The 26506-nt window shown below is 42.2% G+C and carries 31 protein-coding genes; 12 read left to right on the forward strand and 19 right to left on the reverse strand.

Annotation, left to right across the window (positions count from 1 at the left end; translation table 11 throughout):
* Positions 1–21 precede the first annotated feature (21 nt).
* The gene (lepB, locus tag IGI69_RS08545) at positions 22–570 is read right to left on the reverse strand and encodes a signal peptidase I (RefSeq protein WP_373193440.1); all 549 of its coding nucleotides are present in this window, start codon (positions 568–570) and stop codon (positions 22–24) included.
* Between the two features lie 214 nt (positions 571–784).
* Here lepB and IGI69_RS08550 point away from each other — a divergent pair, with 214 nt between their 5' ends.
* Both IGI69_RS08550 and IGI69_RS08555 read left to right on the forward strand, forming a co-directional pair.
* On the forward strand, positions 785–2236 hold the full coding sequence (locus IGI69_RS08550) for an NAD-dependent succinate-semialdehyde dehydrogenase (protein WP_142968473.1): 1452 nt from the start codon (positions 785–787) through the stop codon (positions 2234–2236).
* Positions 2237–2348: 112 nt separating this feature from the next.
* The gene (locus tag IGI69_RS08555) at positions 2349–2945 is read left to right on the forward strand and encodes a nitroreductase family protein (protein ID WP_438740443.1); all 597 of its coding nucleotides are present in this window, start codon (positions 2349–2351) and stop codon (positions 2943–2945) included.
* A 63-nt stretch (positions 2946–3008) separates the two neighbouring features.
* Here the strand turns inward: IGI69_RS08555 and IGI69_RS08560 are convergent, their stop codons facing one another.
* Positions 3009–3503 carry a hypothetical protein gene (locus tag IGI69_RS08560; protein ID WP_005226198.1) on the reverse strand — a complete coding sequence of 165 codons (495 nt, stop codon included), beginning with the start codon at positions 3501–3503 and terminating at the stop codon, positions 3009–3011.
* A 137-nt stretch (positions 3504–3640) separates the two neighbouring features.
* Between IGI69_RS08560 and IGI69_RS08565 the strand changes: the two genes are divergently transcribed.
* Positions 3641–4168 (forward strand): HdeD family acid-resistance protein, encoded by a 528-nt coding sequence (locus IGI69_RS08565; RefSeq protein ID WP_438740445.1) that lies wholly within the window; start codon positions 3641–3643, stop codon positions 4166–4168.
* 120 nt (positions 4169–4288) lie between these two features.
* Positions 4289–4732 carry a hypothetical protein gene (locus tag IGI69_RS08570; protein WP_005226200.1) on the forward strand — a complete coding sequence of 148 codons (444 nt, stop codon included), beginning with the start codon at positions 4289–4291 and terminating at the stop codon, positions 4730–4732.
* Between the two features lie 32 nt (positions 4733–4764).
* On the opposite strand, the gene IGI69_RS08575 is transcribed toward IGI69_RS08570, so the two are convergent.
* The gene (locus tag IGI69_RS08575) at positions 4765–6699 is read right to left on the reverse strand and encodes a heavy metal translocating P-type ATPase (protein ID WP_421758609.1); all 1935 of its coding nucleotides are present in this window, start codon (positions 6697–6699) and stop codon (positions 4765–4767) included.
* A gap of 185 nt (positions 6700–6884) precedes the next feature.
* Between IGI69_RS08575 and rsxC the strand changes: the two genes are divergently transcribed.
* The 3 genes from rsxC to IGI69_RS08590 are packed head-to-tail and all read left to right on the forward strand — an operon-like array spanning position 6885 to position 9882.
* Positions 6885–8222, forward strand: coding sequence for an electron transport complex subunit RsxC (gene rsxC / locus IGI69_RS08580; RefSeq protein WP_034857394.1), 1338 nt, complete (start codon positions 6885–6887; stop codon positions 8220–8222).
* Positions 8215–9285, forward strand: a complete 1071-nt coding sequence (locus IGI69_RS08585; RefSeq protein ID WP_438740448.1) for an RnfABCDGE type electron transport complex subunit D — start codon at positions 8215–8217, stop codon at positions 9283–9285. Before rsxC ends, IGI69_RS08585 begins: the two co-directional genes overlap by 8 nt.
* Positions 9286–9309: 24 nt before the next feature.
* Positions 9310–9882 carry a hypothetical protein gene (locus IGI69_RS08590; RefSeq protein WP_015509782.1) on the forward strand — a complete coding sequence of 191 codons (573 nt, stop codon included), beginning with the start codon at positions 9310–9312 and terminating at the stop codon, positions 9880–9882.
* 36 nt (positions 9883–9918) lie between these two features.
* On the opposite strand, the gene IGI69_RS08595 is transcribed toward IGI69_RS08590, so the two are convergent.
* Entirely contained in the window at positions 9919–10116 is a 198-nt protein-coding gene (locus tag IGI69_RS08595) for a hypothetical protein (protein WP_015509783.1), read from the reverse strand.
* 135 nt (positions 10117–10251) lie between these two features.
* Between IGI69_RS08595 and IGI69_RS08600 the strand changes: the two genes are divergently transcribed.
* Complete coding sequence (locus tag IGI69_RS08600; RefSeq protein WP_005226206.1) at positions 10252–10524, forward strand: hypothetical protein; 273 nt, start codon at positions 10252–10254, stop codon at positions 10522–10524.
* Positions 10525–10612: 88 nt separating this feature from the next.
* Here the strand turns inward: IGI69_RS08600 and IGI69_RS08605 are convergent, their stop codons facing one another.
* The 3 genes from IGI69_RS08605 to IGI69_RS08615 all read right to left on the reverse strand — a co-directional run bounded on the left by IGI69_RS08605 (position 10613) and on the right by IGI69_RS08615 (position 12102).
* Positions 10613–10984 (reverse strand): hypothetical protein, encoded by a 372-nt coding sequence (locus IGI69_RS08605; RefSeq protein WP_005226207.1) that lies wholly within the window; start codon positions 10982–10984, stop codon positions 10613–10615.
* Between the two features lie 169 nt (positions 10985–11153).
* Entirely contained in the window at positions 11154–11699 is a 546-nt protein-coding gene (locus tag IGI69_RS08610) for an ECF transporter S component (protein ID WP_201689200.1), read from the reverse strand.
* Positions 11683–12102 (reverse strand): DUF4430 domain-containing protein, encoded by a 420-nt coding sequence (locus IGI69_RS08615; protein ID WP_005226209.1) that lies wholly within the window; start codon positions 12100–12102, stop codon positions 11683–11685. Before IGI69_RS08615 ends, IGI69_RS08610 begins: the two co-directional genes overlap by 17 nt.
* A gap of 166 nt (positions 12103–12268) precedes the next feature.
* On the opposite strand from IGI69_RS08615, the gene IGI69_RS08620 reads away from it, so the two are divergent.
* Together IGI69_RS08620 and IGI69_RS08625 are read left to right on the forward strand one after the other, a co-directional pair.
* Complete coding sequence (locus IGI69_RS08620) at positions 12269–13669, forward strand: C69 family dipeptidase (RefSeq protein WP_422704177.1); 1401 nt, start codon at positions 12269–12271, stop codon at positions 13667–13669.
* A 185-nt stretch (positions 13670–13854) separates the two neighbouring features.
* On the forward strand, positions 13855–14025 hold the full coding sequence (locus IGI69_RS08625; RefSeq protein ID WP_010748430.1) for a hypothetical protein: 171 nt from the start codon (positions 13855–13857) through the stop codon (positions 14023–14025).
* Between the two features lie 59 nt (positions 14026–14084).
* Here the strand turns inward: IGI69_RS08625 and IGI69_RS08630 are convergent, their stop codons facing one another.
* The 4 genes from IGI69_RS08630 to IGI69_RS08645 form a co-directional block, all read right to left on the reverse strand.
* Positions 14085–15245, reverse strand: coding sequence for a MalY/PatB family protein (locus IGI69_RS08630; protein ID WP_422704176.1), 1161 nt, complete (start codon positions 15243–15245; stop codon positions 14085–14087).
* A 30-nt stretch (positions 15246–15275) separates the two neighbouring features.
* Complete coding sequence (malX, locus tag IGI69_RS08635; protein ID WP_438740451.1) at positions 15276–16838, reverse strand: maltose/glucose-specific PTS transporter subunit IIBC; 1563 nt, start codon at positions 16836–16838, stop codon at positions 15276–15278.
* A gap of 103 nt (positions 16839–16941) precedes the next feature.
* Positions 16942–17727: a MurR/RpiR family transcriptional regulator gene (locus tag IGI69_RS08640; RefSeq protein WP_438740453.1), complete on the reverse strand. Its 786-nt coding sequence runs from the start codon at positions 17725–17727 to the stop codon at positions 16942–16944.
* A gap of 171 nt (positions 17728–17898) precedes the next feature.
* Positions 17899–18081, reverse strand: coding sequence for a hypothetical protein (locus tag IGI69_RS08645; RefSeq protein WP_438740455.1), 183 nt, complete (start codon positions 18079–18081; stop codon positions 17899–17901).
* A 165-nt stretch (positions 18082–18246) separates the two neighbouring features.
* Here IGI69_RS08645 and IGI69_RS08650 point away from each other — a divergent pair, with 165 nt between their 5' ends.
* Entirely contained in the window at positions 18247–18912 is a 666-nt protein-coding gene (locus IGI69_RS08650) for an NAD(P)H-dependent oxidoreductase (protein WP_438740457.1), read from the forward strand.
* Positions 18912–19085: a hypothetical protein gene (locus IGI69_RS08655; RefSeq protein ID WP_005226215.1), complete on the forward strand. Its 174-nt coding sequence runs from the start codon at positions 18912–18914 to the stop codon at positions 19083–19085. The genes IGI69_RS08650 and IGI69_RS08655 overlap by 1 nt, the downstream gene beginning before the upstream one ends.
* 96 nt (positions 19086–19181) lie before the next feature.
* Here the strand turns inward: IGI69_RS08655 and dat are convergent, their stop codons facing one another.
* From dat to IGI69_RS08695, 8 genes are all read right to left on the reverse strand, one after another.
* The gene (gene dat, locus IGI69_RS08660) at positions 19182–20039 is read right to left on the reverse strand and encodes a D-amino-acid transaminase (RefSeq protein WP_438740459.1); all 858 of its coding nucleotides are present in this window, start codon (positions 20037–20039) and stop codon (positions 19182–19184) included.
* A 121-nt stretch (positions 20040–20160) separates the two neighbouring features.
* Positions 20161–21261 (reverse strand): AI-2E family transporter, encoded by a 1101-nt coding sequence (locus IGI69_RS08665; protein ID WP_438740461.1) that lies wholly within the window; start codon positions 21259–21261, stop codon positions 20161–20163.
* Positions 21262–21423: 162 nt separating this feature from the next.
* Complete coding sequence (locus IGI69_RS08670) at positions 21424–21852, reverse strand: hypothetical protein (RefSeq protein WP_438740463.1); 429 nt, start codon at positions 21850–21852, stop codon at positions 21424–21426.
* Positions 21853–21928: 76 nt separating this feature from the next.
* Entirely contained in the window at positions 21929–22345 is a 417-nt protein-coding gene (locus IGI69_RS08675) for a GNAT family N-acetyltransferase (protein ID WP_438740465.1), read from the reverse strand.
* A gap of 212 nt (positions 22346–22557) precedes the next feature.
* Positions 22558–23481: an LCP family glycopolymer transferase gene (locus IGI69_RS08680; RefSeq protein ID WP_438740467.1), complete on the reverse strand. Its 924-nt coding sequence runs from the start codon at positions 23479–23481 to the stop codon at positions 22558–22560.
* A 1-nt stretch (position 23482) separates the two neighbouring features.
* Complete coding sequence (locus IGI69_RS08685) at positions 23483–24136, reverse strand: phosphatase PAP2 family protein (RefSeq protein WP_438740469.1); 654 nt, start codon at positions 24134–24136, stop codon at positions 23483–23485.
* Positions 24133–25326 (reverse strand): FtsW/RodA/SpoVE family cell cycle protein, encoded by a 1194-nt coding sequence (locus IGI69_RS08690; protein ID WP_005226223.1) that lies wholly within the window; start codon positions 25324–25326, stop codon positions 24133–24135. Before IGI69_RS08690 ends, IGI69_RS08685 begins: the two co-directional genes overlap by 4 nt.
* Positions 25304–26458 carry an FtsW/RodA/SpoVE family cell cycle protein gene (locus tag IGI69_RS08695; RefSeq protein ID WP_034868647.1) on the reverse strand — a complete coding sequence of 385 codons (1155 nt, stop codon included), beginning with the start codon at positions 26456–26458 and terminating at the stop codon, positions 25304–25306. Before IGI69_RS08695 ends, IGI69_RS08690 begins: the two co-directional genes overlap by 23 nt.
* Positions 26459–26506 lie beyond the last annotated feature (48 nt).

The raw sequence follows: 26506 nt of genomic DNA on the forward strand, positions 1-26506 counted from the left end.
CAAAAAAACGGTCGCAGAATTTCACTCTTTGCCTAGCATACCAAAATCGGCAATTGGCCAGAATACAAATTTTACATCACCCAAAATCGTTGCTTCATCGATCAGACCTAATTGACGACTATCTTTGGAAATTCGGCGGTTATCCCCTAACACTAAAATTTGACCTTCAGGAATGACTTCAACACCAAATAACCCCATATCAAAATCACTGGTCAATGGAAAGCCATCTGTGACAGCTGCTTTGAATTCATCCAAGTAGGATTCATCATATGCTTGTCCATTGATATAAAGGGTATCGTTTTGATAGGAAACCTGGTCGCCAGGCAAACCGATCACGCGTTTGATATAATTTTTGCCTGCTTCATCCGGTGCTTCAAACGTTATGATATCGAAACGTTCGATCTCGGTATTTTTCAAAGCAATTACCCGCTCACCATCATGTAATGTGGGGTCCATCGAATCTCCTTTTACGATCACAGGAGTAAAGACATACTGTCTTAATAACAAGAGGAATAAAGTGAAGATCACGACAAATCCTACTGTTTTTAAAAGCTCTTTTACTTGTTGCACGCGTCCCTCACTCCTTGAATATTTTACTATATTTTCCAAGAATCGAACAAACATTCTTATTTTTCTATTCTACCATAAAATGATAGGAGCAGGACATTTCCCCTTTGGTTCTTTACAAAAATTTGGAGAATCAAGAGACTTGCATATGAATTGTCATCCTTTCTGATCCGTGCTAGGGTTTAATAAGAACCCATTATTGAAAGGAAGTGCCAAGATGAACCAACAGTTACCACAAGTACCAACAAAGTTATTGATTAACGGAAAATGGCTTGAAGGAACAAAAGAGTCGGTTTCGGTTACCAATCCTGCCACTAATGAAGAACTCGTAAAAGTCAGTCAAGGAGGGATCGAGGAAACCAAGCAAGCAATCGATGCCGCAGCGATTGCTTTTCCCGAATGGTCAAAACGCTCCCCTCGAGAACGTGCCGATTTGATGAACGCCATTGCTGATTTGATGGAAGAAGAAAGCGATCGTTTAGCAAAAATCATGAGTATGGAACAAGGAAAACCATTAAAAGAAGCGGAGGCGGAAATCCAATCCAATGTTGACAATTTCCGTTGGAATGCAGCTGAAGCGCAACGGGTCTATGGCGAAGTGATTCCAGCCCCTGAACACAATCATTGGCTGGTACGCAAAGAAGCGATCGGGGTTGTTGGCGCGATCACGCCTTGGAACTTTCCTTCTAACATGATTGCAAGAAAAATTGCGCCTGCTATGGCCGTTGGCTGTACCCTTGTTATGAAACCATCTAAAGAAACACCCCTATCAGCATTGGCTTTAGGTGAACTTTTTCAACAAGCGGGCCTTCCTGACGGGGTCGTCAATATTGTCTTAGGAGATTCTTCTGAAATTGGGAAAGAATTGACCGAAAATGAACAAGTCAAAAAAATCACCTTTACTGGCTCCACGAAAGTTGGGATGAAATTATACGAACAAGCTGCACCAACTCTGAAAAAAGTTTCATTGGAGTTAGGTGGTCATGCCCCGTTTCTTGTTTTTGCTGATGCTGATTTAGATTTAGCTGCTGAAAAATTAATTGCAGCAAAATTCCGTAACAACGGTCAGGTCTGTACATCCCCCAATCGAATTTTTGTCGAAGAGTCCGTCAAAGACGCCTTTACCAAAACATTACTAGCGAAAATGGAATCCGTAACGGTCGGCAATGGTCTGGAAAACCCTACTGTTGGTCCTTTGATCAACCAAGCAGGCGTTGAAAAAGTCATCGAGCAGTTGGAAGATGCAGTAAATAAAGGAGCTAAAGTTTTACTCGGTGGTAAGAAGCTTACTGAAGGTGAATACGAAAAAGGCAACTTCTTCGCACCAACGGTCATCGATGGGATTACTTCTGAGATGGCTATCTACTATGAAGAAACCTTTGGACCCGTGATCCCATTGATCTCATTTACGGATCGACAAGCAGTCATCGCTGCGGCAAATGATACGGAATTTGGACTAGCTTCCTACTTCTTTTCAACGAATTTGCAAACGATCTCGGATGTAGCCCAAAACCTCCAATATGGGATGGTTGGGGTCAATGACATTGCGATCTCAAATCCGGCGGCTCCCTTCGGTGGCGTCAAGCATTCCGGTTTTGGTCGTGAAAACGGCAAATATGGCCCTGAAGAATACGTGACCGTTAAATTCATTGCTATCGATGCCCAATAAGAAAAAGTCAGGTGCGTTTGCCTGACTTTTTGACGTGCCAAGCATTTTCTTTTACTAACATTAAGTAAGGATGTATACTTCACTCTATGACAATAGAAAAGGTGGGAATACGATGACAAAATTTCTTGATACGATCAAACAGCGCCGCTCAATCTATGGGCTAGGTAAAAATGTGGCTCTTTCCGACACTGAAATCGAAGACATTGTGAAAGAAGCAGTGAAAAATAGTCCAACTGCGTTTAACGCACAATCACCAAGAGCCGTGATTTTATTTGGTGAAGCCCATGAAAAATTGTGGACATTAACAGAGGCTGCGTTAGAACCATTGACACCACCCAAAGCGTTTGAAGCGACAAAACAAAAACTTGCTGGTTTTAAAGCGGGTTACGGAACCGTTCTATTCTTTATTCACACGGATACCGTGAAAAATTTGCAAGAGCAATTTGCGCTATATGCAGAGAACTTTCCCGTTTGGGCAGAACAATCGAATGGGATCGCTCAAGCGAACACTTGGACCGCTTTAGAAGAAGCTGGATTAGGTGCCAACTTACAGCATTACAACCCTGTCATCGATGACGCTGTTGCAGCTGAATGGTCAATTCCTGAAAATTGGCAACTGCGGGCGCAACTAGTCTTTGGTTCAAAAGAAAGCGAACCGAACGAAAAAGAATTTCTAAGTGACGATGAGCGCTTCCGCGTGTTCCATTAATCAATTTTCAACCTAAAAAAAGACCCTTGATTACGCCTTAAACTGGCAGTAATCGAGGGTCTTTTAGTCCTTTGTTCCTTGATCATGATCGACTAAAATATCGATCGGTGTCCCTTCATTCAAGTGTTCTGACAAGAAAACAACCAATTCTGCTAATGGCTGCTTGAATTTCATTAATGGGCCTCTCATCCCTCTTCGAAAATAGTTCATCTTGATGGGCTGCCCTTCCTTTTCTTGAAATAAAACGACTCGATCGATCTCTTGGTATAGTACCCCTTTGATACTCATTGGATGGACAATGATTCGATCAAGTGCTAAGCCGCGGCTATCTAAAACAAAGCTCAAAAAGACCAAACCCGAAACGATCCCTCGCACCCGATTATCAAGTGCCTCTTCCATCATCACCATAGATAGGATAATCATTACTGAAAAAATCGTAATGGCGACCTTGCTTAGTTTGCGCTCCACAGCAAGAAATTGAATGTCTTTCCTTACCACGAATAAATAAAGGTATAAAACGATCGTAAAGGCACACATCACTAGCGTTAACCCACTCATAATACTCTCCGTTCTGTTTTCTTTTCCTTATTCTACCAAAAAACCATCTGATACAAAAGGCTTAGCCTATTTCGTAGGTTTTTTGATATCTATTTTAACAAGAATTCGGTACAATAGGAAAAAAAGGAGGAATTATCATGAATGCATTTTTTGATAAATTACAACGCTATGATTTACTTCGTGCCGTCGTATATATCGTCTTTGGCTTCATCATCTTGATTGCACCACGATCTGTCTTCAACACGATCGTTTATCTTGTTGCCGGGTATATTGCATGTTTAGGGATCATTAGCTTGTATACGAGCTACAAAGAAAAACAAAAGGGCTATCGCAATGTGCAATCCGTCTCTGGTATCTTACTGTTGATTGCGGCAGCTGCGATTTTAGTTTTTGCCAAAGGATTACTTGCCATCGTGCCATTTTTCTTAGGAATCATGATCACCATCAGCGGTTGCACCCGATTGATTGCAAGCTTTAACCAAAAACGCATTGGTTTACCTTATATCACTAGCTTGATCATCAGTCTATTGATCATTGCTGCAGGGATCATCCTAGTATTGAATCCCTTCGCCACTTGGTTGTTATTCTTTCAAATTTTTGGCGGGATCTTGATTTTCATGGGTGCCTCCGATGCGGTCAACCATTTTCAACGAAAAAGAGCCTAATAAATGAGAATGTTTTAAAATTTCCTACGAATCTAACATCTACATGTAGACTTTTCCCGCTATTCCTTTTAAAATAGGAGATATCAAACAGTCAGTCCATTGACACGCGGGAGGTGCGACATGAAGAAAATCAAGCAAGAAGCAAAACATCCAAACGATGTACCGGTAATTTTTTTGACCGATGCAACTGGCAAAGTCGTACGAAAAATCTCGATCAATGAGTGGCGTGCGCTTAAAGCAACCCCTGACCAGATCGAAGAACTTGATATCAAATTGTATCGTGAAGCAATCAGTTTTTATCTTCAAGAAGACTACGCAAAAGCAAAAGATCTCTTGCATTTCTTGATCAACAAAACAGACTATAGTCATTATGAATACGTGGAACGACTAGCAAATATCTACCGCATCGAAAACCGTCCCGCTAAAGAAAAAGACCTGTTACTGACTGCTTATCATGCAATCAAACCGTTGGATTCCTCTGAAGGGATTTTAAGAAGGATCGAAAATCGATTGCAAAAAATCGATGCCTTTGATTTTCCAACTTCGACACAATTCAGTCATTAAAAAAGCAGCTATCCTTCGATAGCCGCTTTTTTTTATGCATCTGGCAGTTTGCGCAAAAGGCGCAACCCGTTAAACAATACAATCAACGTACTTCCTTCATGGGCAAATACCCCCAGCCCAATATTCATTTTTCCAAATAGATTCAACCCGACTAATAATGCGACGATAAACATGGAGAAGAAAATATTTTGCCAAATGATTCGATCCATTTTCTTCGCTAAGCGATAGGCATACGCGAAGCGTGAAAGATCATTTTTCATGATCACGGCGTCCCCCACTTCGATAGCAACATCTGACCCTTCCCCCATCGCAAAACCGATGTCTGCCTGAACAAGTGCGGGCGCATCATTGATGCCATCCCCCACCATGGCGGTTTGTCCGTAGGCTTCTTGGAGTGCTCGAACCGCTTCCGCTTTGTTCTCAGGCAACACATTAGCCGCCACTTGATCAACATTTAGCCGCTTTCCGATGGCTTCCCCAGCAGACGCACTATCTCCGGTGATCATAACGGTATGGATCCCTTCATTTTTTAAATAACGAATCACAGAAGCTGCCTGTTCGTTCGGCTCATCCATCAAAGCGATGATTGCGACAACCTCTTCATTAATGGAAAAAACGACCATCGTTTTTCCTTGCGCCTCCAGGTGACGGTACTGTTGCTCCAACGAACCTGTTAACTGGGAGTTTTCGGTTCTTTTTCCTAATCGATAGGTTTTTGTTCCTGAGACGGCTACTAAACCGGAACCAATCTCATTCGTAACCGTCAGCTGTTCGCTTTGCTGCCCTTTATTGTTCTTCTCAAAATAAGTAACGATCGCATCTGCCAATGGATGATTGGCTTGTTTTTCCAGCGAAACGATGATGGAAGCGGCCTCTGCTTGATCGATGGCTTCAGCGAAAATGACATCCGTGACCGTTGGTTTTCCGACGGTCAACGTGCCCGTTTTGTCAAATGCCACCGCTTTGATCTGAGCAAAATTCGTTAAGTAGTTGCTGCCTTTAAAAAGAATCCCTTTTTTCGCTAGATTTGAAATCGCAGATAAACTAGCAGGTACCGCACTTGCCGCTAACGCACAAGGAGACGCTGCAATCATCATCACGATCCCGCGATAAAAACTGGTATACCAATCCCAACCAAGTAGAAACGGTGCTGTTAAGATGAACAAAGGGACTGCAATGAAAACAATGGTTACATAGATTGGTTCGATTTTTTTGATTCGTGTTTCTGTTGGTGACTGATTCGACTGTGCCGCTTCAACGACTGAAAGAATTTTGGCAAAGACCGTTTCCGAGCTGTCTTTTGTGACTTCCATCAAAAATGTTCCATTGCCATTGATGGTACTGCCATAAACTTCGTCTCCCGCTGTTTTTTCTCGCGGTATACTCTCGCCATTGATGGAAGCTTCGTTGATGGCACTCGTGCCAGAAAGAATCACCCCATCTGTTGCTAACTGATCACCAGGCAAAACTTGTAAAATATCCCCTTTTTTTATCTCTGAAGCAGCAATTTTTTTGGCTTTCCCATCTGGGCCCATCAAACGTGCTTCCGTTGGATTCAATTTGAGAAGATTGGTGATTTCTCGTCGGCTTTGCCCTTCCGCGTATTCTTCTAAAAAGTGAGCACCAGCAAAAATCAAAATCAGTAAGGCTGCCTCATTAAAATTGCCTATGATCATTGACCCTATCGCTGCTAATAACATCAATAGATGTACATTTGGCGTAAAGCGCCGATTGATTCTTGTGCTTTTTACGGTATCCTCGATCCCTTCCCACGAAATGTGGTAGCCCGCTAATAGAACTGCAGCAAAATAAACCCCGTCTTTTACCCATTGATTCGAAATAAACAGCGCCACTATAAAGAAGATTACCCCCGCGAAGTAAACTTTACGAGGAAACGTCCCATGATCATGGGTATGCGTATGTCCCTTCGTTTTTGTGTGCTCGTGTTGACAAGTATGTTCAGCCATCATCAAAACCTCCTCTATTCCATCGAACATATGAACGATCAATCATGTTTATACCCTGATTATATATGAACAAACAATCATATGTCAACCGAAATAAGTTTTTCTTGTGAAATGTAAGCGTTTATGGTTTTGAGAATGCGGATGGCATGCTAGAATAAAGTTAGGAGAAAAAAGGAGTGTTGGCTATGAGAACATTTACTGGTGGAATTTCACTAAGTCCCCCGTTACAAATGTTAAAAGAAAAATTAATGATCGAACAAGATGAAATCCTTACCTTTTCACCCACGATGGTCTTTATCCCTTTGGCACAACATATTGGTGCCCCTGTCGAACCGACGGTTTCCGTTGGTGAGTACGTCAAGCAAGGGCAAGTGATCGCTGAAGCAGATGCCTTTGTATCTGCGAAAGTCCATGCATCTGTTTCGGGCAAAATCGTCGATATTGTCGATTGGCCAAATCAAAACAATGAAGAAGGAAAAACCATCATCATTGAAAACGATTATGCCTTCGATAATGATTTTTTGTCTACCCCATTCAACTGGCAATCTGCTGCTAACGAAACGATCCTCAAAAAAATCCGTCAAGGCGGTATCGCCGGCAAAGGCGGTGCAACGTTTCCCACCCATGTCAAATTCAGTATTGATGAAAATAAAAAAATCCATACCTTGATCTTAAACGGATCTGAATGCGAGCCCTTTTTGCGCAGTGATGCCTTCTTAATGCAAAAAGAAGCCCAAAAAATCATCCAAGGGGCAAAAATTGCCCAAAAATTGTTAGCTGATCCAAAAATCATCATTGGCATCGAGGATGATAAACCGCTAGCCATTTCAGCGATGCAAGCCGCAAGTGCAGAGGATGACACGATAGAAGTCGTTACTGTCCCAACTGTTTATCCAACCGGTGGTGAAAAGCAGTTAGTAGAGTTATTGACCGATCAGGAGGTACCTTTAGGCGGCTTGACTGCCGATATTGGGATCGTATTGATCAATGTTGCCACCAGCTTTGCCATCGCTGAAGCGGTCTGTTATGACAAACCGCTGATTGAACGCTATACAACCGTGACTGGTGATGTTCAACATCCACGCATCGTCAAAAATCCTTTAGGAACACTCGCAGGAGAGTTGATCGATTTTGCCGGCGGCTTTCAAGGTGCGCCCAGCAAGCTGATTCTTGGCGGCCCCATGATGGGGAAATCCGTCAAAACATTAAAGGTTCCGGTCACCAAAGGCAGCAACGGGATCGTTGTTTTTAATGAAGAAACCGATTGGCTATATGCCGAAAACCCCTGCATTCGCTGCAATAAATGTGTCGAAGCTTGTCCGATGCGCCTGATGCCGATGGAGATCGATCAATTCTATCGAGCAGGCGATTATCAAAAATGTGAAGAATTGCTGGCAGAAGCGTGTATCAATTGTGGTGCTTGCACCTTTGTCTGTCCAGCCAAACGTTCCTTAGCTGCCAACATCACTGCCGCAAAAGGCAAGGTTGCACAGCTGCAGAAGGAGGCGAAGGAAAGTGCCTGATTACTACAAGGATTCCGATAGCGAGCGCCTCTTTCAGCAACGAAAAAACCAAGAAACACCACCAAGCCCCCATATTCGCAGCAATGACGAAACAGTCAAAATCATGGGCTGTGTAGTACTAGCCTTACTACCAGCAGTTTTATTCTCTGGCTACCTTTTCGGGCTCAAGGTATATGGGTTGTTTTTCATTGCGCTAGCCACGGCGTTTGCCGCCGACGGAATTTGGTCCTACCTCATCAAACGGCCATTTCGTTTCGATCTAAGTATCGTTGTGACGGCATTGCTTTTAACGATGAATCTTCCACCGACCGCACCTTGGTATTTCCCAGTGATCGGGGTGGCGTTTGCCGTGATCATCGTCAAAGAATTTTTTGGCGGTATCGGCTATAACTTTTTAAATCCAGCCCTTGGCGGTCGCGCCTTGTTGATTGGCTTGTTTTATAACCAGATGTTTTTGATCAGTTGGCCAGATCCACCTTTTGGCAGCATCGCTCCTGATGTGGTTTCGCAAGCTACGGCGAACGATGTCGTTTCCGGTGCTACGCCATTAGCTGTCATGAAGGCCGGGGACACCTTAAGCGGTTCTGATCTGTTGGATGCTTTTTTAGGATTTACTGGGGGACGAATCGGTGAAACCAGTGCCTTGCTTTTACTTCTGGGTGGAATTTTTCTCGTTTACAAGAAAATCATCTCCCTTCGTATCCCGCTGATTATTTTTGCAACGATCGGGCTCTTTGCTTTTATCCTTGGTCCAGAAGGACTTTTTACTGGCAGTTGGCAAACGGTGATTGGGCATATCATCAGCGGTGGTGCCATGTTGGGTGCGATCTATATGGCGACTGATTATTCTTCGACTCCAGGAACAAAAGCAGGAGAAAATCTTTTTGCCTTAGGCGTGGGGCTTCTCGTTGTCCTCTTCCGTTTCTTTGGTTTCACAAACGAAGGCATGAGCTATGCCATCTTGATCATGAATTGTTTTACTCCACTCATCGATCGCTTCTTACGCCTTCGCATTTTAGGGGAAGGAAAAAAGACCCCGTTCAACCTTAAAATCATGAGCTAAAACGCAAGAAAGGAGCGTTCTCATATGATGATCGCCAATCGACTAGTGGTCTTCCTAGTCATTCTACTCACAAATTACGCCTGTCAAAATTTGGCGCCGACCGTCAAAGAAAAAAAACCGAACGTGACGACACGGGTGGTTTTCCTGTCAGGGATCATTGCAGTCGCATACTTGTTGAGCGGTTTAAGTTTTTATCTTTTGCTTCAAAATCGCTTTGTCTATGGCAATCAAGTGGTCACCAATTTGGTAAGTGCTGCCATCATCGCCTTGATTACTGCCAGTTTATGCTTACTGATCGTTCCAGCAAAAAAACGTTTCTTGACGAATGATCTAAAAAAGACGACCCTAGTCAGTGTCATCTTGCTGACGATCGCCACTGTGACCCAATTTCCCTATACCGATTATTTAACCAATTTATTTGTTGCTGTAGGCATGTATTTTCTCTTTTCCTGTGCTTTGTCAGGGGTTCATACACGAAATCAAATTGCCGCAATTCCGCCAATTCTGAAAGGCCTACCCCTGGACATCGTGACACTTTTTCTATTTTATCTGAGCTTTTCCTTTCTCAACGGTGTCTTCTTCAATTATTTATTCTAAACAAAAAGCAAGTCCCGCTTTGGCAGCGGAACTTGCTTATTTCTTGCGGAATATTTCTCTGAAGGAACCGATCAAAAAACCAGTCGAAAAAGCATTTTGTGCTTTTTGTTCTTTTTCAGCAGCGATTTTTTGTCGTGTTCGCAGCCCTTTATTGGCATTTTTGGACTTCTTCCCCTCACGGAGTTCTTTCGAAGCCTTTTGAAACTCTTTTGAGAAACGGTTATACCCAACCATTCCTTTTGCCTCCTTTCTTTTTACGTAGCACATAATAACGAGGATTTATTATAGGAATTGCCTTTCTGATGCAAATCAGGTAACATAACAGACAGAAAGATGATTTATCCCAGGTTTATCAGAAAGGAAGATCCCATGAACGAAACCCACACTGGATTGTTAGTCAATAGCCGTGTTTTTCAAGAAACGCCAATGATGCTAACAGGTATCCAACTTTTAGAAGACCACAAAATCGTGAATTGCATTATTAAGGATCGCTACTTAGCCAGTTATGTCTTACGCCTTCCTTTAAATAAATACCAATTAGAAGTCGAAGGAAAATGGAACAAGCGGGAACAGTTAGTGATCAAGCATATGAAAATCAAGAATATCGATGAGTTTATTAAAATCGTCGGTACACCAGAATAACAGTACTCACGAAAAGCAAGTGCAGGCAACTGCCCTTGCTTTTTTTTGAAAAAATCCAGCTGATTTTTCCCGCATGTTCCTCCGATGTTTATCGCGACATTCTAGTAAACCGATCGATCAAGGCTTTTTGCTCCTCTTTGATACCGATCGCCAACGGTTTGATCATTAGTTTGACAGTGGTCGAAGGTGTCTGAATCTGGACTTTTTTATTTACCACACCGCCTAGTTGTAATTTTGTGATCTCGTGGATCATAATTGTCTGCATCCCTTTTTCATGAAATTGCAGATCTAACTGAATCAAGTGGATTTTTTCTTCGTCAACCACCACGATAAAATACTTTGGTGTTGGCAGGGCAATCATTTTGGCTTCCTCGGCATAACCAGCCAGTTTTCCATGGAACTTCGCACGGTAGCTTTCTAAATCATCTTTTTTCACGATCCATTTCATCAAAAGCCACATCCTTCCTTAGATACCTTAAGGATACCTGCAGAAACCGCTTTTGCACAACAATATGCCTGCTTGTTTCCTCACATAACCCCTTTCACCTCATTTGATCGTCAAAGACTTTTTCCTCTAGTCATGGACGTTTTGCCCGACACTAGCTAACTCAACAAAAAAAGCGAAGCGCTTAGTGCCCTTCGCTGTTGTTCTTTGGATAGTAGTGTTGGAAAAGCCGCAGAAAGATCGGTGCTAGTAACAGATAAAAAATGCCATTGCCTATTGCGTGGAGGGCATCAAAGCTCAATCCTTGAAAATAATAAGCCCAAAAGCTAGGAAACCCATAAAGTTTGACACTGATCCAAGATATCACAAAGCCATAAGCAACCCCTGCAAATACACTGTAGCTGACTTGTAAAAGCAACCGTTTCATAAACAGCTTGCTTTTTGACAACAGATACATCCCCAAAATAATGATTGCATAGCTAACTAATTGAGCAATCGTCCATATTCCCATTCCCATGTAAAAATTGGTAATCAGCATCGAGAGCAGACAAACGATCAATCCACGACTAAGACCTAAATGGATGGTTACTAATAAAAAGATCACCGTCATTGGTTGAACATTGGGTAAGGGTTGAAAAAGTGACCTGCCGACGACGGCCGCTGCCACAAGCAGCCCTAAATAAGCAATTTCTTTTCCAGCAAATGCAAGAGGTTTATTCGAATTTTTCATAGGTGAAAACCACTTTATCGTTGTTTCCTAAAAAGGTATCATCTGCCCCAGTTGTAATCATTTCATCATTGATCGTATATGTCCAATAATAGCCAGCTTTTTCATCTTGCGCTAAACCGTCAATGCTGGTGATCATCCCTTGATTTTCTTCCAAGTCAAAGTTCTCTTTCATGATAGTCATCAAAGAAACCCCTTCTTTAAAAGTGACCGTTTTGGTTTCGATCTCCTGGTCTTGCTCTTCACTTTTATTATTGAAGCTGATTTGGGCAGTGCGCTCTTCGGCGTTTTGTTGGACTGACGAAGATTCACTGGAGGAGTTTCCCGCATCCATCGATGGTTTGGCACAGCCGGCAAAAACCAGACTTAGTAAAAAAATATAACTAAAAACAACTGTTTTCTTCATAATAATGGCTCCTTTGATTTTTTTTTACAACACCTTATTCTACTAAAAATTAATAAAAAAGGCGAAATTTTTTTGTTCCTCTCTATAGAAAGCATTGTAAAACCATGAGACTATGGGTATACTAGCTTCAATCATTCGTAAGAAGAAATGAAGGAGTGTTGGAAAGATGGATAGAAAAAAAGCGTCCTGTACCACTTTACTAGTAGGAAAAAAAGCATCGATCGACGGCTCGACCATGATTGCCCGCAATGAAGATTCTGGAAGCGGTTCGGAACCGCAAAAATTCGTCGTCATCACTCCAGAACAGCAAGGAAATGAATTTTACGCTGTTTTAAGCGACTGTCGAATCAGTTTGCCAGCAAAATCATTACGCTATACTTCAACCCCTGAAGCAGATGAATCGCAAGGAGTTTGGGCAGCTTCAGGAATCAATGAAGAAAATATCGCCATGACTGCAACAGAAACGATTACAACCAATTCACGCGTTTTGGCTATTGATCCATATGTGGAAGATGGTATCGGGGAAGCTGATTTCGTCAGCATCGTACTGCCTTACATCCATTCCGCTAAAGAAGGTGTTTTACGCTTAGGGGAACTCTTAGAAACCTATGGGACCTATGAAGCCAACGGGATCGCTTTTTCTGATGCGGAGGAAATCTGGTATATGGAAACCATCGGTGGACATCACTGGGCAGCTGTTCGTATACCAGATGATGCCTATGTCGTGGCACCCAATCGCCTAAACATTGATCACTTCGACTTCGCCTCAGAAATGACGTTGTGTTCGCAGGATCTCGAACAGTTGATTGAAGACTATCAATTGAATCCTGATTTTGAAGGCATTAATCTACGCCATATTTTTGGCAGCTCATCAGAAAAAGATACCCGTTACAATAACCCGCGGGCATGGTACATTCAAAAACACTTTAGCGGAACAGCTGCTGAACCGATCGATCAAGAGCTCCCGTTTGTATGCTATCCAAAACAAAAGCTATCCGTGGAAGATGTAAAATGGGCATTGAGCTCTCACTTCCAAAATACGCCTTTTGACCCTTACGGTACAGGGACCGAGACACAAAAAACACAATTTCGATCGATTGCTCTCAATCGCAACCAGCAAGTCCATATTTTACAGATCCGCAACCACGTGCCCGCAGCAATCGCTGGCATTCACTGGCTTGCCTTTGGCCCCAATACCTTCAACGGCGTTGTGCCTTTTTATGCAGCTATCACTAAGACCCCGCTTGGCTATTGCGATACGACAAAGACCTACGATCCAACCAATAGCTATTGGTTAGGACGCACCTTGGCGTTGATTGGGGACAGCGACTACGATCGCTATAGTGATCTTGCTAACCGTTTTGAAATGGAAACGATGGCGGCTTGTCGCCGCATCCAAAAAGAAACTGATCGTAAAGCTTCCGCTGACAAGCAGCCTACTCGTCTGCTTGAAGAAGCCAACGCTGAGATGGCCGAACTGTATTTAAAAAATGCAACAACGTTACTAGGAAAAATGGTGGAGTCTGGCAGTAATAAAATGGCCTTGCGTTTTTCTTTAGCCGATTAGTCAATCGCTGAAAATAAAAGGATTAACAAAAACTTTACATGGAATTGCAGCAATCTAAACATTGCTCTCCTATACTAAAGATACCAATTCGTTTTCTTTTTCCTTGCTGGTACAAATCAAGCAATTGATTTGTACTGGTCCCCCTATTGAAGAGCAATTGGTAAAAACCGTTGGGAGGAATGAACATGACTACAAGCATTTATCGGACTGTCACCAACGAAATTGTTAAAGGTGAGATCATCAAGAGCAAGAGTCAGCAAGATATGCTGATCATTCAAGACAAAGAAGGTTATTTCCATGTCGTTGAACCAATCCCCGTTACTACTGCAATGACTCCCCGCACGACGAAAGACTAAAAAACCACTGGCGATCAGAAAGAATACAGGATCTTTCTGATCGCTCAGTGGGTTCTTTTTTATGTCAAACTCAATGTGAATCGCTTCAAGCCATCAATGAGTTTTTCTCGCGAACAGCCAATGTTTAGGCGCAAAAAATTTCTCCCCTCTTTCCCATAGATCTCTCCTGACATAATCGCGACTTTCCCCTTTCGAATCATTCGTTGCTGCAATTCCGCCATCGTTAAACCCAGTGCTGTACAATCAATCCACATAAGATACGTGGCTTCGCTTTTCGTGACCACGAGTTCTGGGTGATGTTCCTGTAAATAAGCGATCACATAAGCAATGTTACCATCAAGATAGTCATTGAGCTGATCCACCCACTTACTTTCATTATCGTAGGCAGCAATCGTTGCGGTCATGCCAAAAATACTGGTGGAGCTCAACCCATCGGCTTCTTTTAACTGAGTTAAGAAGCGCTCACGCAACTTGGGATCAGGAATGATTCCATAAGAATAAATCAACCCTGGGAAATTAAATGTTTTACTTCCCGAAGTAACAAGGGCTACATTTTCTTGCAACAAATCAATGATCGGTTGATGCCTTTGTCCTTTTCTTACAATGTCCATATGGATCTCATCAGAGATGATAAATACATCATGGGTTTTCGCCAATTCGATGATTCGTTGCAACTCATCCTTTTGCCAGACTCTCCCAGTTGGGTTATGAGGACTACAGAGGAGAAGAACTTTATTTTCAGGCTGTGCCATCAATCTTGTTAGCTCTTCGAAATCAATGCGATACGACTTAGCATTATAGATGAGTGCATTAGGTACGATTTTTCTTTTGTTCTCTTTGATCATTTTATAAAACGCATCATACGCTGGCGTCTGAACAATGATCCCATCTCCTGGTTCACTGAGTAGGGTGACGAGCTGTTTAACGCTATACATAACAGAAGGACTGTAGACCAGCCAATCGCTTTTGATCATGCTGTTAAAACGTTCAGAATACCATTTGCAGACCGCTTGCTTGAATTCATTATGATTCCAACGTGTATACCCAAAAACCGGGTGCTGCATCCGCTTGATAAGTGCCGCTTCAACTGCAGCTGGCACCTTGAAATCCGTATCGGAAATCGTAAATGGCAACAAGTTTTTTTCACCAAAACGGTCTTCAACATAATCCCATTGAGTACACTGGGTTCCTTTACGATTGATTGGTTCATCAAAAAACATTTTCTTCACTCCTACTACTTGACAATTTTGCTAAAGAATCGCATCAAGTTGATTTCTGACTGTTGTTACTTTCGTTCCAATGATTACTTGAACGTTAGTATCATCTAAGTGAACGACCCCAAGCGCACCTAGTTTTTTCAGCCGTTCATCATCAACCAATGTACCATCGTTTAGAACGAGGCGTAGCCGTGTAATGCAATTGTCTAAAGAATCAATATTGCTTGCTCCCCCTAATGCTGCCAAAATACCATGGGCATCATAGCCACTCTTTCCAGAATAGGTCATTTCCTCTTCCAACTCATTCGTTTGATCACTGTTCTCTTCTCTACCAGGTGTCTTCAAGTTCTTGCGAAGGATTACTGTTTTAAAGACAAAGTAATAAAGGGCAAACCAGCAAGCTCCTACAATCAGAACGAGCCACCATTTTGTATATGCGCCTTGCATCACGCCAAAGATAAGAAAATCAAGCACGCCCCCATCGGTATTTCCAATCGTGACACCTAATAGACTCATTACCATAAATCCAGCACCTGTCATGATGACATGAAAAATCCATAATAAAGGGCTGATGAATAAGAATAAAAATTCGATTGGTTCAGTAATTCCTGTCACAAAAGTTGCAATGACGCCTGAAATCAATAAACCTTTTATTTTTGAACGATTCTCAGGTTTTGCCGTGTGGTACATAGCTAATGCTGCTGCCGGTAAGCCAAACATGAAGGTTGGCATCTTCCCTTGAGACAAGAACGCAGTTGCACTTGGTGAGATGCTCAAGCCGTTTTGTAATTCCGCATAAAAAATATTCAACGCCCCAAAGACTTGCTGACCATCGATCAGCTGACTTCCCCCGGCTTCGGTAAAGCGAATCATGGAAACCAAAATATGGTGTAATCCAAATGGCAGTAACAAGCGCTCACCTGAACCAAATAAGAACGGACCGAAAGGACCAGCTTGTTGGATCAAATGTCCGATTCCTGTGATGATCATAGCAAACAACGGCCAAATCATCGGAATGATCACCCCGACCATAGCTAAAGTAAGCGAGGTGATGATTGGAACAAAACGTGCTCCTGAAAAGAATGCAAAACTATCTGGCAATTGAAAATGGTAGAAGCGCATATGCAATTTATAAACGATCAATCCTGCGATAATACCTCCTAGAACACCCATTGATAATGTTTGAATGCCAAAAACGATCTCTTGCCCTGCTTCTCGTAGTTGATCTGCAGCAGCTAATTGATTCGTTTTTTGCAAATAAAAATTGATGGATAAATGCATCACGACATAGCCCACAAAGCCTGAGAATGCCGCAACTCCCTTCTCTTTTCTTGCTAGACCTAAAGGAATCGCCATCGCAAACATGACGGGTAAGTAACTAAAGGCAAACCCACCGATCGTTGACATGAAACGAAAAACCACTTGGAGCCAAGGGGCACCTAAAAATGGGAAAACGTCAATCGTTGAAGAAGATGAAAATGAACTACCAATCCCTAAAAATAAACCCATGAATGCGAGTAAAGCGACTGGCAACATAAATGTTTTCCCAAGTCCTTGAAAAATTTCCATCCAGCTTGCTTTCTTTCCTTTTTGCATATCATTTCCTCCTAACACTTTTATCTCTTAAAATGTAAACGATATCAAGAAGGCTTACAATACAGTTCCCCAAAGAAGAATGACCATTCACAAAATGGAATGGTCATTCAGGATCAAGTCCTGCTTCGATTTGATTGGCGTATTGAATAATTAAAATATCCAGTAACGCCGCTAAGGAGATCCGCGGGCTCAAATCGACTTCATGATGATAAATCGCTGTCATTTCAACAGGAAAAGAGAAGGTGGCAAGCTTTTCTAACGTGCTTTTTGGTTGACCAATACAGGCTAAAATTGGCACGCCTCTTTGTTTCAAACGAGTAGCATAATTTAGCATCCCGATCGTTTCTCCACTATGACTAATAAAAAGAGCTAAATCATTTTTTGATAGTTGGTTCGCGATGGTTGTCAATTCATCCCAATCCGTTGATGCACCCACTGTTTTACCTAAAAAGCGCAATTTTCGACTTGCAGATAATGCGACCGGCGCACTTTGCCCTAAAGCGAAAAATTCGATTCGTTGTGCTTGCTGCAGCATTTCCACGGCACGCTGAAAGTCAGCTTCTTCAATCATTGATAAGGATGTCGTCAGCTGGTCAATCATTTGCTTGATCAGTGGGGATAAGCCAAGAGAGGCTTGGGAAGCAGACTCGTTTCTTTCAAGGCTTTGATAACTTTTCAATGAAAATTTGAATTCTTGAAAACCCGTAAAGCCAAGCTTTTTCGCCATTCGACTGATCGTTGCTTGACTAGTATAGGTTTGAGAAGCTAACTCATCGGCCGTCATTTCCGAAACTTTCTCAGGCGCCCTCAAACAATAGTTAAGGACGGTTCGTTCTACTCGGTTTAGCTCAGGGATTTTGTATTGGATTCGTTTGTATAAATGGTTCATCACCTGCTTCTCCTCTCTACTGTTTCTTTATTCTTCTCCTCTCCACTATGCTTCATTTACTCATTATACCTTCCATCAAGAAAAGTACCAACTGATGATGAAGAACTTGACAGCAAAAAAGTGACTCACCAGGTAAAAGGTGAGCCACTTCTTCTATTTTCTCTCTATCTATCATTTTTGCGCAGTCAATTCTGTAAACTCTTGCCCATTGCCATAGTCACTTTCTTTTGAGGGTTGCTTTCCAGATATTCGTTGTCGGCAACTGACAAGTTTATTTTCGACATATTCCACTGTATTGGCGGCGAACATTACTACATTTGCTAGACCTTTGATCAAGGGATCGTTTGGTTCCATCCTCTATTCCCCCATTTCCTTCACGTGTAAGTTGTTACTGACACTTCCTTAACAATGAATATAGACGAGGTACCTTAAATCAAACTAAAAGAGAACCAACACTACGAAAAGCAAAGCAGACTAGTTTCCCTTTCTGGTAAAATATGGTACATGTAGTAGGAAAGGATGATCAATCTCATGATAAAAACCTTAGTGGTGGCTAGCCACCCAGATTTCCACAACTCTCTTTCCCAACGTTTTTTCAGTGAAAGTGCCAAACTTTCTAATGTCACCATACACTTTCTTGATGATTTTTCTGACTTTTCTCTTGCCGATGAACAGGCGCTGCTGCAAAACTGTGACCGTTTGGTTTTACAATTCCCCTTATATTGGTACAGTGTTCCAGCAAAAATGAAAGCTTGGATCGATACGGTTTGGGAAAATTGCGCGCCTGCTTTGGTGGGAAAAGAAATCAGTTTTGCCGTTTCTACTGGTGTTGCTGCCAAAGAATTTCAGTTAGGCGGTCGAGAAAATACGACCTTTAACGAAATTTTGCATCCACTCGTACTGATGGCAAAAAAACACCAAATGACCGTGTTACCCATCGTTGTCCTTGACCAACTGATGTATAAAACGGAAAAAGAAAAGCGTGCCTTTGTCATTGCCTATCAGCAATTATTATCGATGCCCGCTCCCTTTACGTTTGACCAAAAGCAACAATGGTTTGCTGAGAAACTGGCACATTTGGTTTCTAAAAAACCGCCGCTTTCTCCTTTGCTATCCCTGTTGCAGGAAAACCATGAAACGTTGAACGAATTAGAAGATGCTTTAGCTGAAATGGAGGTGCTTTGATGGGTCATGATTGGCTAACACCGCTGATAGAACAATCCATTCAAGAAACCACTGATTACCACGAAAAAGCATTTTTGCAAGAGCTGGGACAGTTGTTGCAGCAGCAAGAAACCCGCATCGAATTGAAACAAGGAGAACTTGACGGGAAGTTGTGGAACCCTAGTGAATGGTAAGAAATAATTTTCAACGCAAGAAAAAGCTTTGGTCCCACCCAGCCTTAAAAATACTGGGTGTTGCCAAAGCTTTTTTAGGTGGTTTCTATTGAATAATCACAATGAATCGCTTTTATTCTTTGTGGCAGCGATATACGCTGCTTGCAATTGTTTCGTGATTGAACCCAATACGCCAGTGCCAACTGGTTTCCCATCAATGGCAACGATCGGAACGATTTCCCAAACTGAGTTGGTCAAGAAACACTCTTGCGTGTCGCGTAGTGCCTCAATCGGGACGGGTTCTTCTCGATAGGGAATTTCTAATTGGCGACACAACTGAAGGACCTTCATTTTCGTAATACCTGGTAACACCAAACGCCCGTCCGGATGAGTATAGACGATCCCATCAATGACAAACCAAAGATTGGATGCAGATGCTTCTGTAAAAAAGCCATCTCGTTGCAGTAACGCATCATCGAAACCAGCTTCGATCGCTTGATCCAGCGCCAAAAGATTCCCTAACAAACTCAATGATTTGATATCACAATGCAACCAGCGTTCATCAGGAAGGACGGTTGCCGAAAGCCCTGCTTGCTGCATTTCATCTGGTCGTTCAAAGGGGATCACATTTGCCGTCACCACCCCTTTGACCGATCCAGCTGGTGGAAACTCGTGATTTCTCGGAGAAGCGATTCCTCGGGTGATCTGAAGATAGATTTCTCCTTCTGTGATTCCTTCAGTCTTTATGAGTAACTTTAGGTTTTCAGTCAATTGGGGAATCGAATAGGGTAACGTTAGCTTAATTTTTTGTGCACTGCTTTCCAATCGAGCCATATGCTCCGCTAACATAAAACAGTGGCCATTATATATTCGGATAACTTCATAGATCCCATCACCATACTGATAGCCACGGTCTTCGATATCAATTCTCACTGCCTCTCGATCAACGATCTGATCATTCCACAAAACCTTCATTTCCTCACTCCTATCGTCGTTTTCGTTTCAATCAGTATATCATGAGTCTTTCTACCGTGCTATGTGTCACCTAAAACAAAAAACTTGCTGATGAAGATTTCTTCAACAGCAAGTTTTATTGTTACAATGACTCCTTATCGATCACAGAACGTTCTAGTTTGCATTCCTGGAAAAAACGGAGTAGCGTGCCAGACATCGCCATAATGATCGAATACACTGGAAGTGCAACGATCATACCAACAAATCCCAGCAAGTTGCCGGCGATCAATAATAAGAACACCGCAATAATCGGATGGATATGCAACACTTTATTCATTACTAGAGGTGAAACTAGATACGATTCACCCAATTGAATGATCGTGATGCCCACTACCAATAAAATGGCAGTCCGGATATCTAAACTTAAAGCAAATAGAAATGCGGGTGCCGCTCCGATAAATGGTCCGAAGTATGGGATGATATCCAAGACACCGCAAATCAGGCCTAAAAGCAACGCATTCTGCAAACCTAGCAAAGAAAAAATCAAATAACTGGAAACGGCAACGTACGAACATACAAGCAATTTCCCGCCAATATAAGCAGACGCTGCTTGGTGGAAATCACTGCATAACTGACGCATCAAACCTTGGTACTTTTTCGGTGTTTTGTTTGCTAAAAAGTCTGGCACTTTCTCACCGTCTTTAAACATATAGACTAAGAGCAGTGGGATCGTAAACAAAACGATTGCTGAGTGAGAAACGATGGAGATCAAACTCGTCAGACTATTCGTTGCCCCTGTAATAAACTGCAAAGCGAAATTACTCGCTTGCGAAATATCGATCGAATCAATGAAAGGACCGAAAAGTTCCTCCAAATAGGAATGATCGATGTTATCGATCACTAAATTGATAATAACGGGTATTTGATTGATAAAGCGTCCCATCTCATAGGCTAATGCGGGTCCAATCACCTGAATGATCAAATAAGCTGCAAAAACGATCAACAACAGTGTCGCATACAGCGCGATGCTTTTCTTTTTCGTCCTTCTTTTTACCCAATTAAAGAAAGGCAAAAAGATATAAAAAATAAAAATTGATATCAGTACAGGTAAAAAGACACTAGAAAAGATTGCTTCTAATGGTCGAAAAACAAACAGTATATTTGAATAGATCCAGACGGCGATCCCTAAAAGGCAGACGATCACCAGACCTGCAAAAATTTTTGATTTTTTAAGAAACTCCAATAATTGATCCTCCTGATTCTAGAAAATACGTTCACTTCTTTCAGTTTATCATAATTTTTTAAGCGAATGATCCTTTTGCGAATATTTTTTCAAAAATCCACGTTTTTCACAGGAAACTTTTGATTAATTTAATTATTTTACCCATAAAACCCTTCTGCAAAATCAATTTTGATGAGCAGAAAAAGGAACCGAGAGTTGCAAGTGTTTGATACAGTAAGCTGCCACACCGAGCTGGAGTAAACCTAACATTAAGAAAATCAGATGCAAAACATTCCCGCCCCTTAATAAAATCACTTGAACAATGATCCAGATAACTAAACAGATGCCTAAAAGCAATTCGCCATGATACCCTTGGTTGCGCCACAATCGGATAGCTGCCAATAAATTGCCCAGTCCTAACACAATTAGCAAAAACACCCCGGGAATCAGAAATGTTGTAAATGGCGTTCCTTGGAGCATGGACGATTCCAATCCAGCAAATGACTGTCCTTTCCTTAATGGCTCAATACTCATAAACGCCAGCATGCTTCCTCCACATGCGCCAACACCAATCACTAAACTTAACACAAATAACGCAAATCGCAGCTTCATTTCTCCCACTCCTTCATCAAACATAAAACCGTTAATAAATTGACCATTTTCAACTAGCGATCGGGTTTCTGGCTATTTACTCGTTTTTAGGTGAATAAATAAATGCTGCAATTTGCTGCGTTTCTACAGAGGAAAAGCCGCAAGACTCATAAAATCGGCGCGTTTTCTCTGTGTTGTCCGTGATCAAAACCTTTTGTCGAATCGATGGATATCTCGCCAGCATTTTTTTGAGCAATCGCTGGCCAATTTTTTGACGTTGGAACGCTGGCGCTACTAACAGATCCTGAATATAAAGAATAGTTTGTCCATCGGTTATACATCGAATAAGTCCGACTAGCTGCTCTTCAACATAGGCAGTGATCACCTGCGACTGAGCTAGGCCATTTAATAGTCGCTCTGGCTCTTTCGTATAGGCGACCCAGCCAGCACATTTATACAAAGCGAGTATCTGATTTGAATCCGCTGGTAATTGATCTTTAAAGATGATAGTCATTCTTTTCCCCCCTTGTAACTTTTAACCAAACGATATAGCAACAAATAAAGAGTTAACAGTCCTTTTCCGAACAGGCTCTTGCTACCCTTCAAGCCGAATTGCTTTGCTTGACTAAAGAGTATCCTGAGGAAAAGCAGATGTCAACTCTAATCACGATTTACTAGAGGAACAAAGAGGAAGTGGTGTTATTACTAATTAAACCCAAGGCTTACTTAATCAAGCATTAATTCGCTTTTTAAACGCTGACTCGTCGCTTGTTGTTCTTCAGGCGACACTTCTTGATAAGAGATACCGTATTCACCTCTAAAGCCATCGCCAGTGAACCCAGTACCCGCCATTTGGTAAGATTCGACAGTAACGAGTGCCGATTGATATTGGGTGAATAGTTGACTCATCTGAGAAAACGTTAAATCTGTTTCACCATTTTCCCCAATAATCGTTAACAGATCCTGAATCCGCATCACGCTTGATAGAGAAACTAATTCATTGGCCAAAATCTCTGTCACTTCTCGCTGACGACGTTGGCGTCCATAGTCACCTTCGGGGTCATCTTTGCGCATACGAGTATATTGAAGTGCCTCCCAGCCATCTAATTCGAGCGTCCCCTCTGGATAATCGATTTTTTCTGCCGTAAAAGCAAATTCATTTTCAACCGTGATTCCACCAATCGCATCGACAAGATCTGCCATCCCATCCATGTTTAAGGAGAAATAATGATGAATCGGTATATCCAAGTATTGTTCGACAGTTTCGATCATCATTTTTGCGCCACCGAATGAATGGGCATGATTGATCTTATCCTGATAGCCTTGCCCAACGATCTCCACATAAGCATCTCGAGGAATACTTGTGAGGGTCGTTTTGCGTGTAGCAGGATTCAACGTCGCTACCATGATCGTGTTTGCCCGGTAATCCGTTTTGCGACGAGAGTCATTGGCGATCCCTAACAAGAGAAGACTTAAGGGCTCGACGTTTTCGATAACCTCCGCCTCTTCTCGCCCTTCGATCGGTCGATGGATAGACTCCACGACATCCTCTACTTGAAAATACACCCTAATAGCATAGGCGGTTCCGGCGGATACGATGCCCATCAACAGTACTAAGAAGACAATTATCAGTTTTTTCGCTGTACTCATTTTACTTCCCCCTACGCACACTTTTTTTGAACGAAAATACAAAAGCAGATGTGATAAAACTGATTCCACTTGCCAACAAGATACTCGCTAACAAGTCACTAGGATAGTGAACCCCAAATAGCAAGCGGCTCATCATAATAAGCAGTAAATAAACCAATCCCAAAAACATAGCTAGTTTTTGGCTAATAGGACGTTTGCCTCTTTTGCCAGGCGCTGTTTGTGCGAAGAAAAAGAGGAGAGAAATAATTAGCGTGGTCGCTAATAGTGTATGGCCACTTGGAAAACTGGCGGACGCCCGTTCCATACTGTCAGCAAACTCCGGTCTTGGGCGATCAACGAATTTCTTGATCACTTGGCCAACACCACTGATTATGATCATATTTCCCATCAACCAAAAACTCTCGATCCTTTTCTTCCGAAGAAACAAAATTGCTGCCAATAGAAAATGAATAGCCGCTATCGGGACGATCGTTGCCGTGCTAGCAAGCGGAACAAAAATCGCTTCTACTGTAGCCGTCCGCCATTGAGGCACGTGGGAAAACAGGGTATCAAGCGTTTGGAACCACTGCGGCTCTATTGCTACAAGGAAAAACAACCATGCGAAACAGCTACAAAGCAGTCCACCTATCACCCCTTGTTTTGCTGTCTTGCTCATGTTAATCCCCTACTTTCTTTTAATGCGTACGATCGTTTCTTCGCTTTAGTCGGGAATTTTTCTAACCCGAAAATAATTCCCATCGCAATACTGATCGCAATCAACGAGGTTCCTCCTTGGCTTAAGAATGGCAGAGGAATTCCCGTTAATGGCAGCAACCCAATCGCCGCTCCGATATTTTCAAAGATCTGAAAGACTAAGCCAAAAACGTACGTGATGGCGATATAGACCGACGCCTTGTTATTCGTTTTTAACGCTGCGAAGATGATTTGATAGATGAGATAAAAATACAAGAAGATCACTAAGGTACTTCCTAAAAAGCCATAGGTTTCACCAATAACTGTAAAAATCATATCTGATTCACGAACCGGCACGTACACTGTCGTATGGGTGTCAGGCGCTCCCAATAAGCCTCCTGAGCCAATCGCCCACATACTGCGAACTTGTTGGAACGCGATAGAGTCTTGGTAAGCTAGGGGATCTGCCCAAGCTCGCACTCGGTCTAATTGATACTGCGAGAAATGAAGTCGAAACAAGACACGATTGCCCCATTCCGTAAACACGAGCAGCAATAAAATAGCGCCGAGGGCTGCGATCAAACCGATCACTACGGTCAAAATTTTCCAATGAACACCCGAGATAATAAATAAAGCCCCTAACATCACAATAAACACTAAACTCGTACCAAAGTCCCGTTGCATAAACATCAATAGAAATGTCGGTATACTATAAAGCAAGATCTTAGTGACGTAGATCAAATCAGATTTAATGGTCCGTTCGGCTTTTCGTTTTTCATATACTAAGGTGAGATAGACCATAAAAAGCATAAAAGCCACTTTCATAAACTCTGAGGGCTGAATGGTAAAGTCGCCGATTCTGATCCAGCGTTTGGTATGCGTCTGCTCAAACATCGTTTGATCGTAGAACCAATGAAGAGAAGCCATCAGACCTAGCGCCAATACATACAAAAGACCCGAAAAGCGTAAGAGCAAATTGGTTGGGATCAAACTCGTAACGAAGAGCGCGATGGCGGATAGAACACAAAAAACGATCTGTCGAAAAACGATTCCAGAAGGATCATTGCCATCCATCACAGAAGCTTGATGCTGGACCCAAATGCTTAGCAAAAAAAGCAGAAAAACGGGTAGCAGCAAGGCATAGTTTGCATCATGTCGTTTGAGGAACTTCATTTCGTTTGCCCTCCTCTCGCTCTAATTTCAGGCACATACTAAAGGCAAATGAAAGAATAAAGTAACTGGAGCCACCATAGCTGATAAATGGTAACGGTACCCCCGTCATCGGCATCAACCCTAAAATACTGGCTATATTGATACTTGTTTGCAACAAAAGTAATGTACTTGTTCCTAGCAATATCAATCCAATCTGAGGGTTTTCAATAGCTGCGGAACGAATAAATAAACGTAAGATGATTACGAATAATAAGCCAATAACAAAAATCCCGAAAAGCAAGCCAAGCTCTTCTACTAAAACGGAAAAAATAAAATCGGTTTCCGCAACTGGTAAAAAGCCTTTTTTCGTAATACTGTTTCCTAAACCGAGACCAGTAAGCCCTCCATTAAATAAAGCATAGTAAGAATGGATCATTTGGAACCCCTGATTGTAAGGGTCGGAGAATGGATCACCTACTAGGCGAATTCGGTTATATACGTGCATAAAAATATGAGGCAATAAATCATTGTCGCCTAAAAACATGATCAACAGGGCAGCCAAGAATAGACTGATCACTAAGCCACCAAATAAAAGAGCCGTCAGCTTCACGGGGACTTGTACCGTAGTTATCATGACAAATGCTAAAAAAAGCAAAATCATCACACCGGCTATTTTCGGTTGAAACAGGATCAACACACAGCACAAAAACAAAACGAAAAGCGGACGTTTCATTTCCTGCAAGGTGGTTTTTGCAGTTTGAAAGTAATGAGCAAGGTACAAGACCATCCCTACATTCACAATCTCTGATGGTTGAAATTGAATCCCTGCGATCGAGACCCAGCGTTGTGCCCCATTAACAGAGACACCGAAAAAGGGCAAACGAGCTAAGAGCAAGGTAAAGATCCCAAATGCTAGCAGACCGATCGCTAAGTATTTGCTAAGCAAAATCTCTCTTCGCGTCCGCTGAATAATGAATAAAAGAACCCAGCTAAGTAACAAAAAGACCAATTGACGGATAAATAGCGACGCTGGTGGTTGATCTCTCGTTAATAAACGGTATGAACTTGCACTATAAATCATTAAAAGACCGATAAGGCTCAATAGCAAATAAGCTATGATCAGCAGCCAATCGATCTTCTTTTTTTCTATCATTGCTTCCACTCCTCTTGCCTTGGAGTAGGTGTTCAGACGGTACCAGTT

It is taken from the genome of Enterococcus sp. DIV1083b, from assembly GCF_051713705.1.
GTDB lineage: Bacteria > Bacillota > Bacilli > Lactobacillales > Enterococcaceae > Enterococcus_D > Enterococcus_D casseliflavus.

What these genes read in the sequence shown, in the direction of transcription:
- IGI69_RS08550 (WP_142968473.1), top strand. Translation starts at nt 785, where the DNA reads ATGAACCAACAGTTACCACAAGTACCAACAAAGTTATTGATTAACGGA.
- IGI69_RS08555 (WP_438740443.1), top strand. Translation starts at nt 2,349, where the DNA reads ATGACAAAATTTCTTGATACGATCAAACAGCGCCGCTCAATCTATGGG.
- IGI69_RS08560 (WP_005226198.1), bottom strand. Translation starts at nt 3,503, where the DNA reads ATGAGTGGGTTAACGCTAGTGATGTGTGCCTTTACGATCGTTTTATAC.
- IGI69_RS08565 (WP_438740445.1), top strand. Translation starts at nt 3,641, where the DNA reads ATGAATGCATTTTTTGATAAATTACAACGCTATGATTTACTTCGTGCC.
- IGI69_RS08570 (WP_005226200.1), top strand. Translation starts at nt 4,289, where the DNA reads ATGAAGAAAATCAAGCAAGAAGCAAAACATCCAAACGATGTACCGGTA.
- IGI69_RS08575 (WP_421758609.1), bottom strand. Translation starts at nt 6,699, where the DNA reads ATGGCTGAACATACTTGTCAACACGAGCACACAAAAACGAAGGGACAT.
- rsxC (WP_034857394.1), top strand. Translation starts at nt 6,885, where the DNA reads ATGAGAACATTTACTGGTGGAATTTCACTAAGTCCCCCGTTACAAATG.
- IGI69_RS08590 (WP_015509782.1), top strand. Translation starts at nt 9,310, where the DNA reads ATGATGATCGCCAATCGACTAGTGGTCTTCCTAGTCATTCTACTCACA.
- IGI69_RS08595 (WP_015509783.1), bottom strand. Translation starts at nt 10,116, where the DNA reads ATGGTTGGGTATAACCGTTTCTCAAAAGAGTTTCAAAAGGCTTCGAAA.
- IGI69_RS08600 (WP_005226206.1), top strand. Translation starts at nt 10,252, where the DNA reads ATGAACGAAACCCACACTGGATTGTTAGTCAATAGCCGTGTTTTTCAA.
- IGI69_RS08605 (WP_005226207.1), bottom strand. Translation starts at nt 10,984, where the DNA reads ATGTGGCTTTTGATGAAATGGATCGTGAAAAAAGATGATTTAGAAAGC.
- IGI69_RS08610 (WP_201689200.1), bottom strand. Translation starts at nt 11,699, where the DNA reads ATGAAAAATTCGAATAAACCTCTTGCATTTGCTGGAAAAGAAATTGCT.
- IGI69_RS08615 (WP_005226209.1), bottom strand. Translation starts at nt 12,102, where the DNA reads ATGAAGAAAACAGTTGTTTTTAGTTATATTTTTTTACTAAGTCTGGTT.
- IGI69_RS08620 (WP_422704177.1), top strand. Translation starts at nt 12,269, where the DNA reads ATGGATAGAAAAAAAGCGTCCTGTACCACTTTACTAGTAGGAAAAAAA.
- IGI69_RS08625 (WP_010748430.1), top strand. Translation starts at nt 13,855, where the DNA reads ATGACTACAAGCATTTATCGGACTGTCACCAACGAAATTGTTAAAGGT.
- IGI69_RS08630 (WP_422704176.1), bottom strand. Translation starts at nt 15,245, where the DNA reads ATGTTTTTTGATGAACCAATCAATCGTAAAGGAACCCAGTGTACTCAA.
- malX (WP_438740451.1), bottom strand. Translation starts at nt 16,838, where the DNA reads ATGCAAAAAGGAAAGAAAGCAAGCTGGATGGAAATTTTTCAAGGACTT.
- IGI69_RS08640 (WP_438740453.1), bottom strand. Translation starts at nt 17,727, where the DNA reads ATGAACCATTTATACAAACGAATCCAATACAAAATCCCTGAGCTAAAC.
- IGI69_RS08645 (WP_438740455.1), bottom strand. Translation starts at nt 18,081, where the DNA reads ATGGAACCAAACGATCCCTTGATCAAAGGTCTAGCAAATGTAGTAATG.
- IGI69_RS08650 (WP_438740457.1), top strand. Translation starts at nt 18,247, where the DNA reads ATGATCAATCTCATGATAAAAACCTTAGTGGTGGCTAGCCACCCAGAT.
- IGI69_RS08655 (WP_005226215.1), top strand. Translation starts at nt 18,912, where the DNA reads ATGGGTCATGATTGGCTAACACCGCTGATAGAACAATCCATTCAAGAA.
- dat (WP_438740459.1), bottom strand. Translation starts at nt 20,039, where the DNA reads ATGAAGGTTTTGTGGAATGATCAGATCGTTGATCGAGAGGCAGTGAGA.
- IGI69_RS08670 (WP_438740463.1), bottom strand. Translation starts at nt 21,852, where the DNA reads ATGAAGCTGCGATTTGCGTTATTTGTGTTAAGTTTAGTGATTGGTGTT.
- IGI69_RS08675 (WP_438740465.1), bottom strand. Translation starts at nt 22,345, where the DNA reads ATGACTATCATCTTTAAAGATCAATTACCAGCGGATTCAAATCAGATA.
- IGI69_RS08680 (WP_438740467.1), bottom strand. Translation starts at nt 23,481, where the DNA reads ATGAGTACAGCGAAAAAACTGATAATTGTCTTCTTAGTACTGTTGATG.
- IGI69_RS08685 (WP_438740469.1), bottom strand. Translation starts at nt 24,136, where the DNA reads ATGAGCAAGACAGCAAAACAAGGGGTGATAGGTGGACTGCTTTGTAGC.
- IGI69_RS08690 (WP_005226223.1), bottom strand. Translation starts at nt 25,326, where the DNA reads ATGAAGTTCCTCAAACGACATGATGCAAACTATGCCTTGCTGCTACCC.
- IGI69_RS08695 (WP_034868647.1), bottom strand. Translation starts at nt 26,458, where the DNA reads ATGATAGAAAAAAAGAAGATCGATTGGCTGCTGATCATAGCTTATTTG.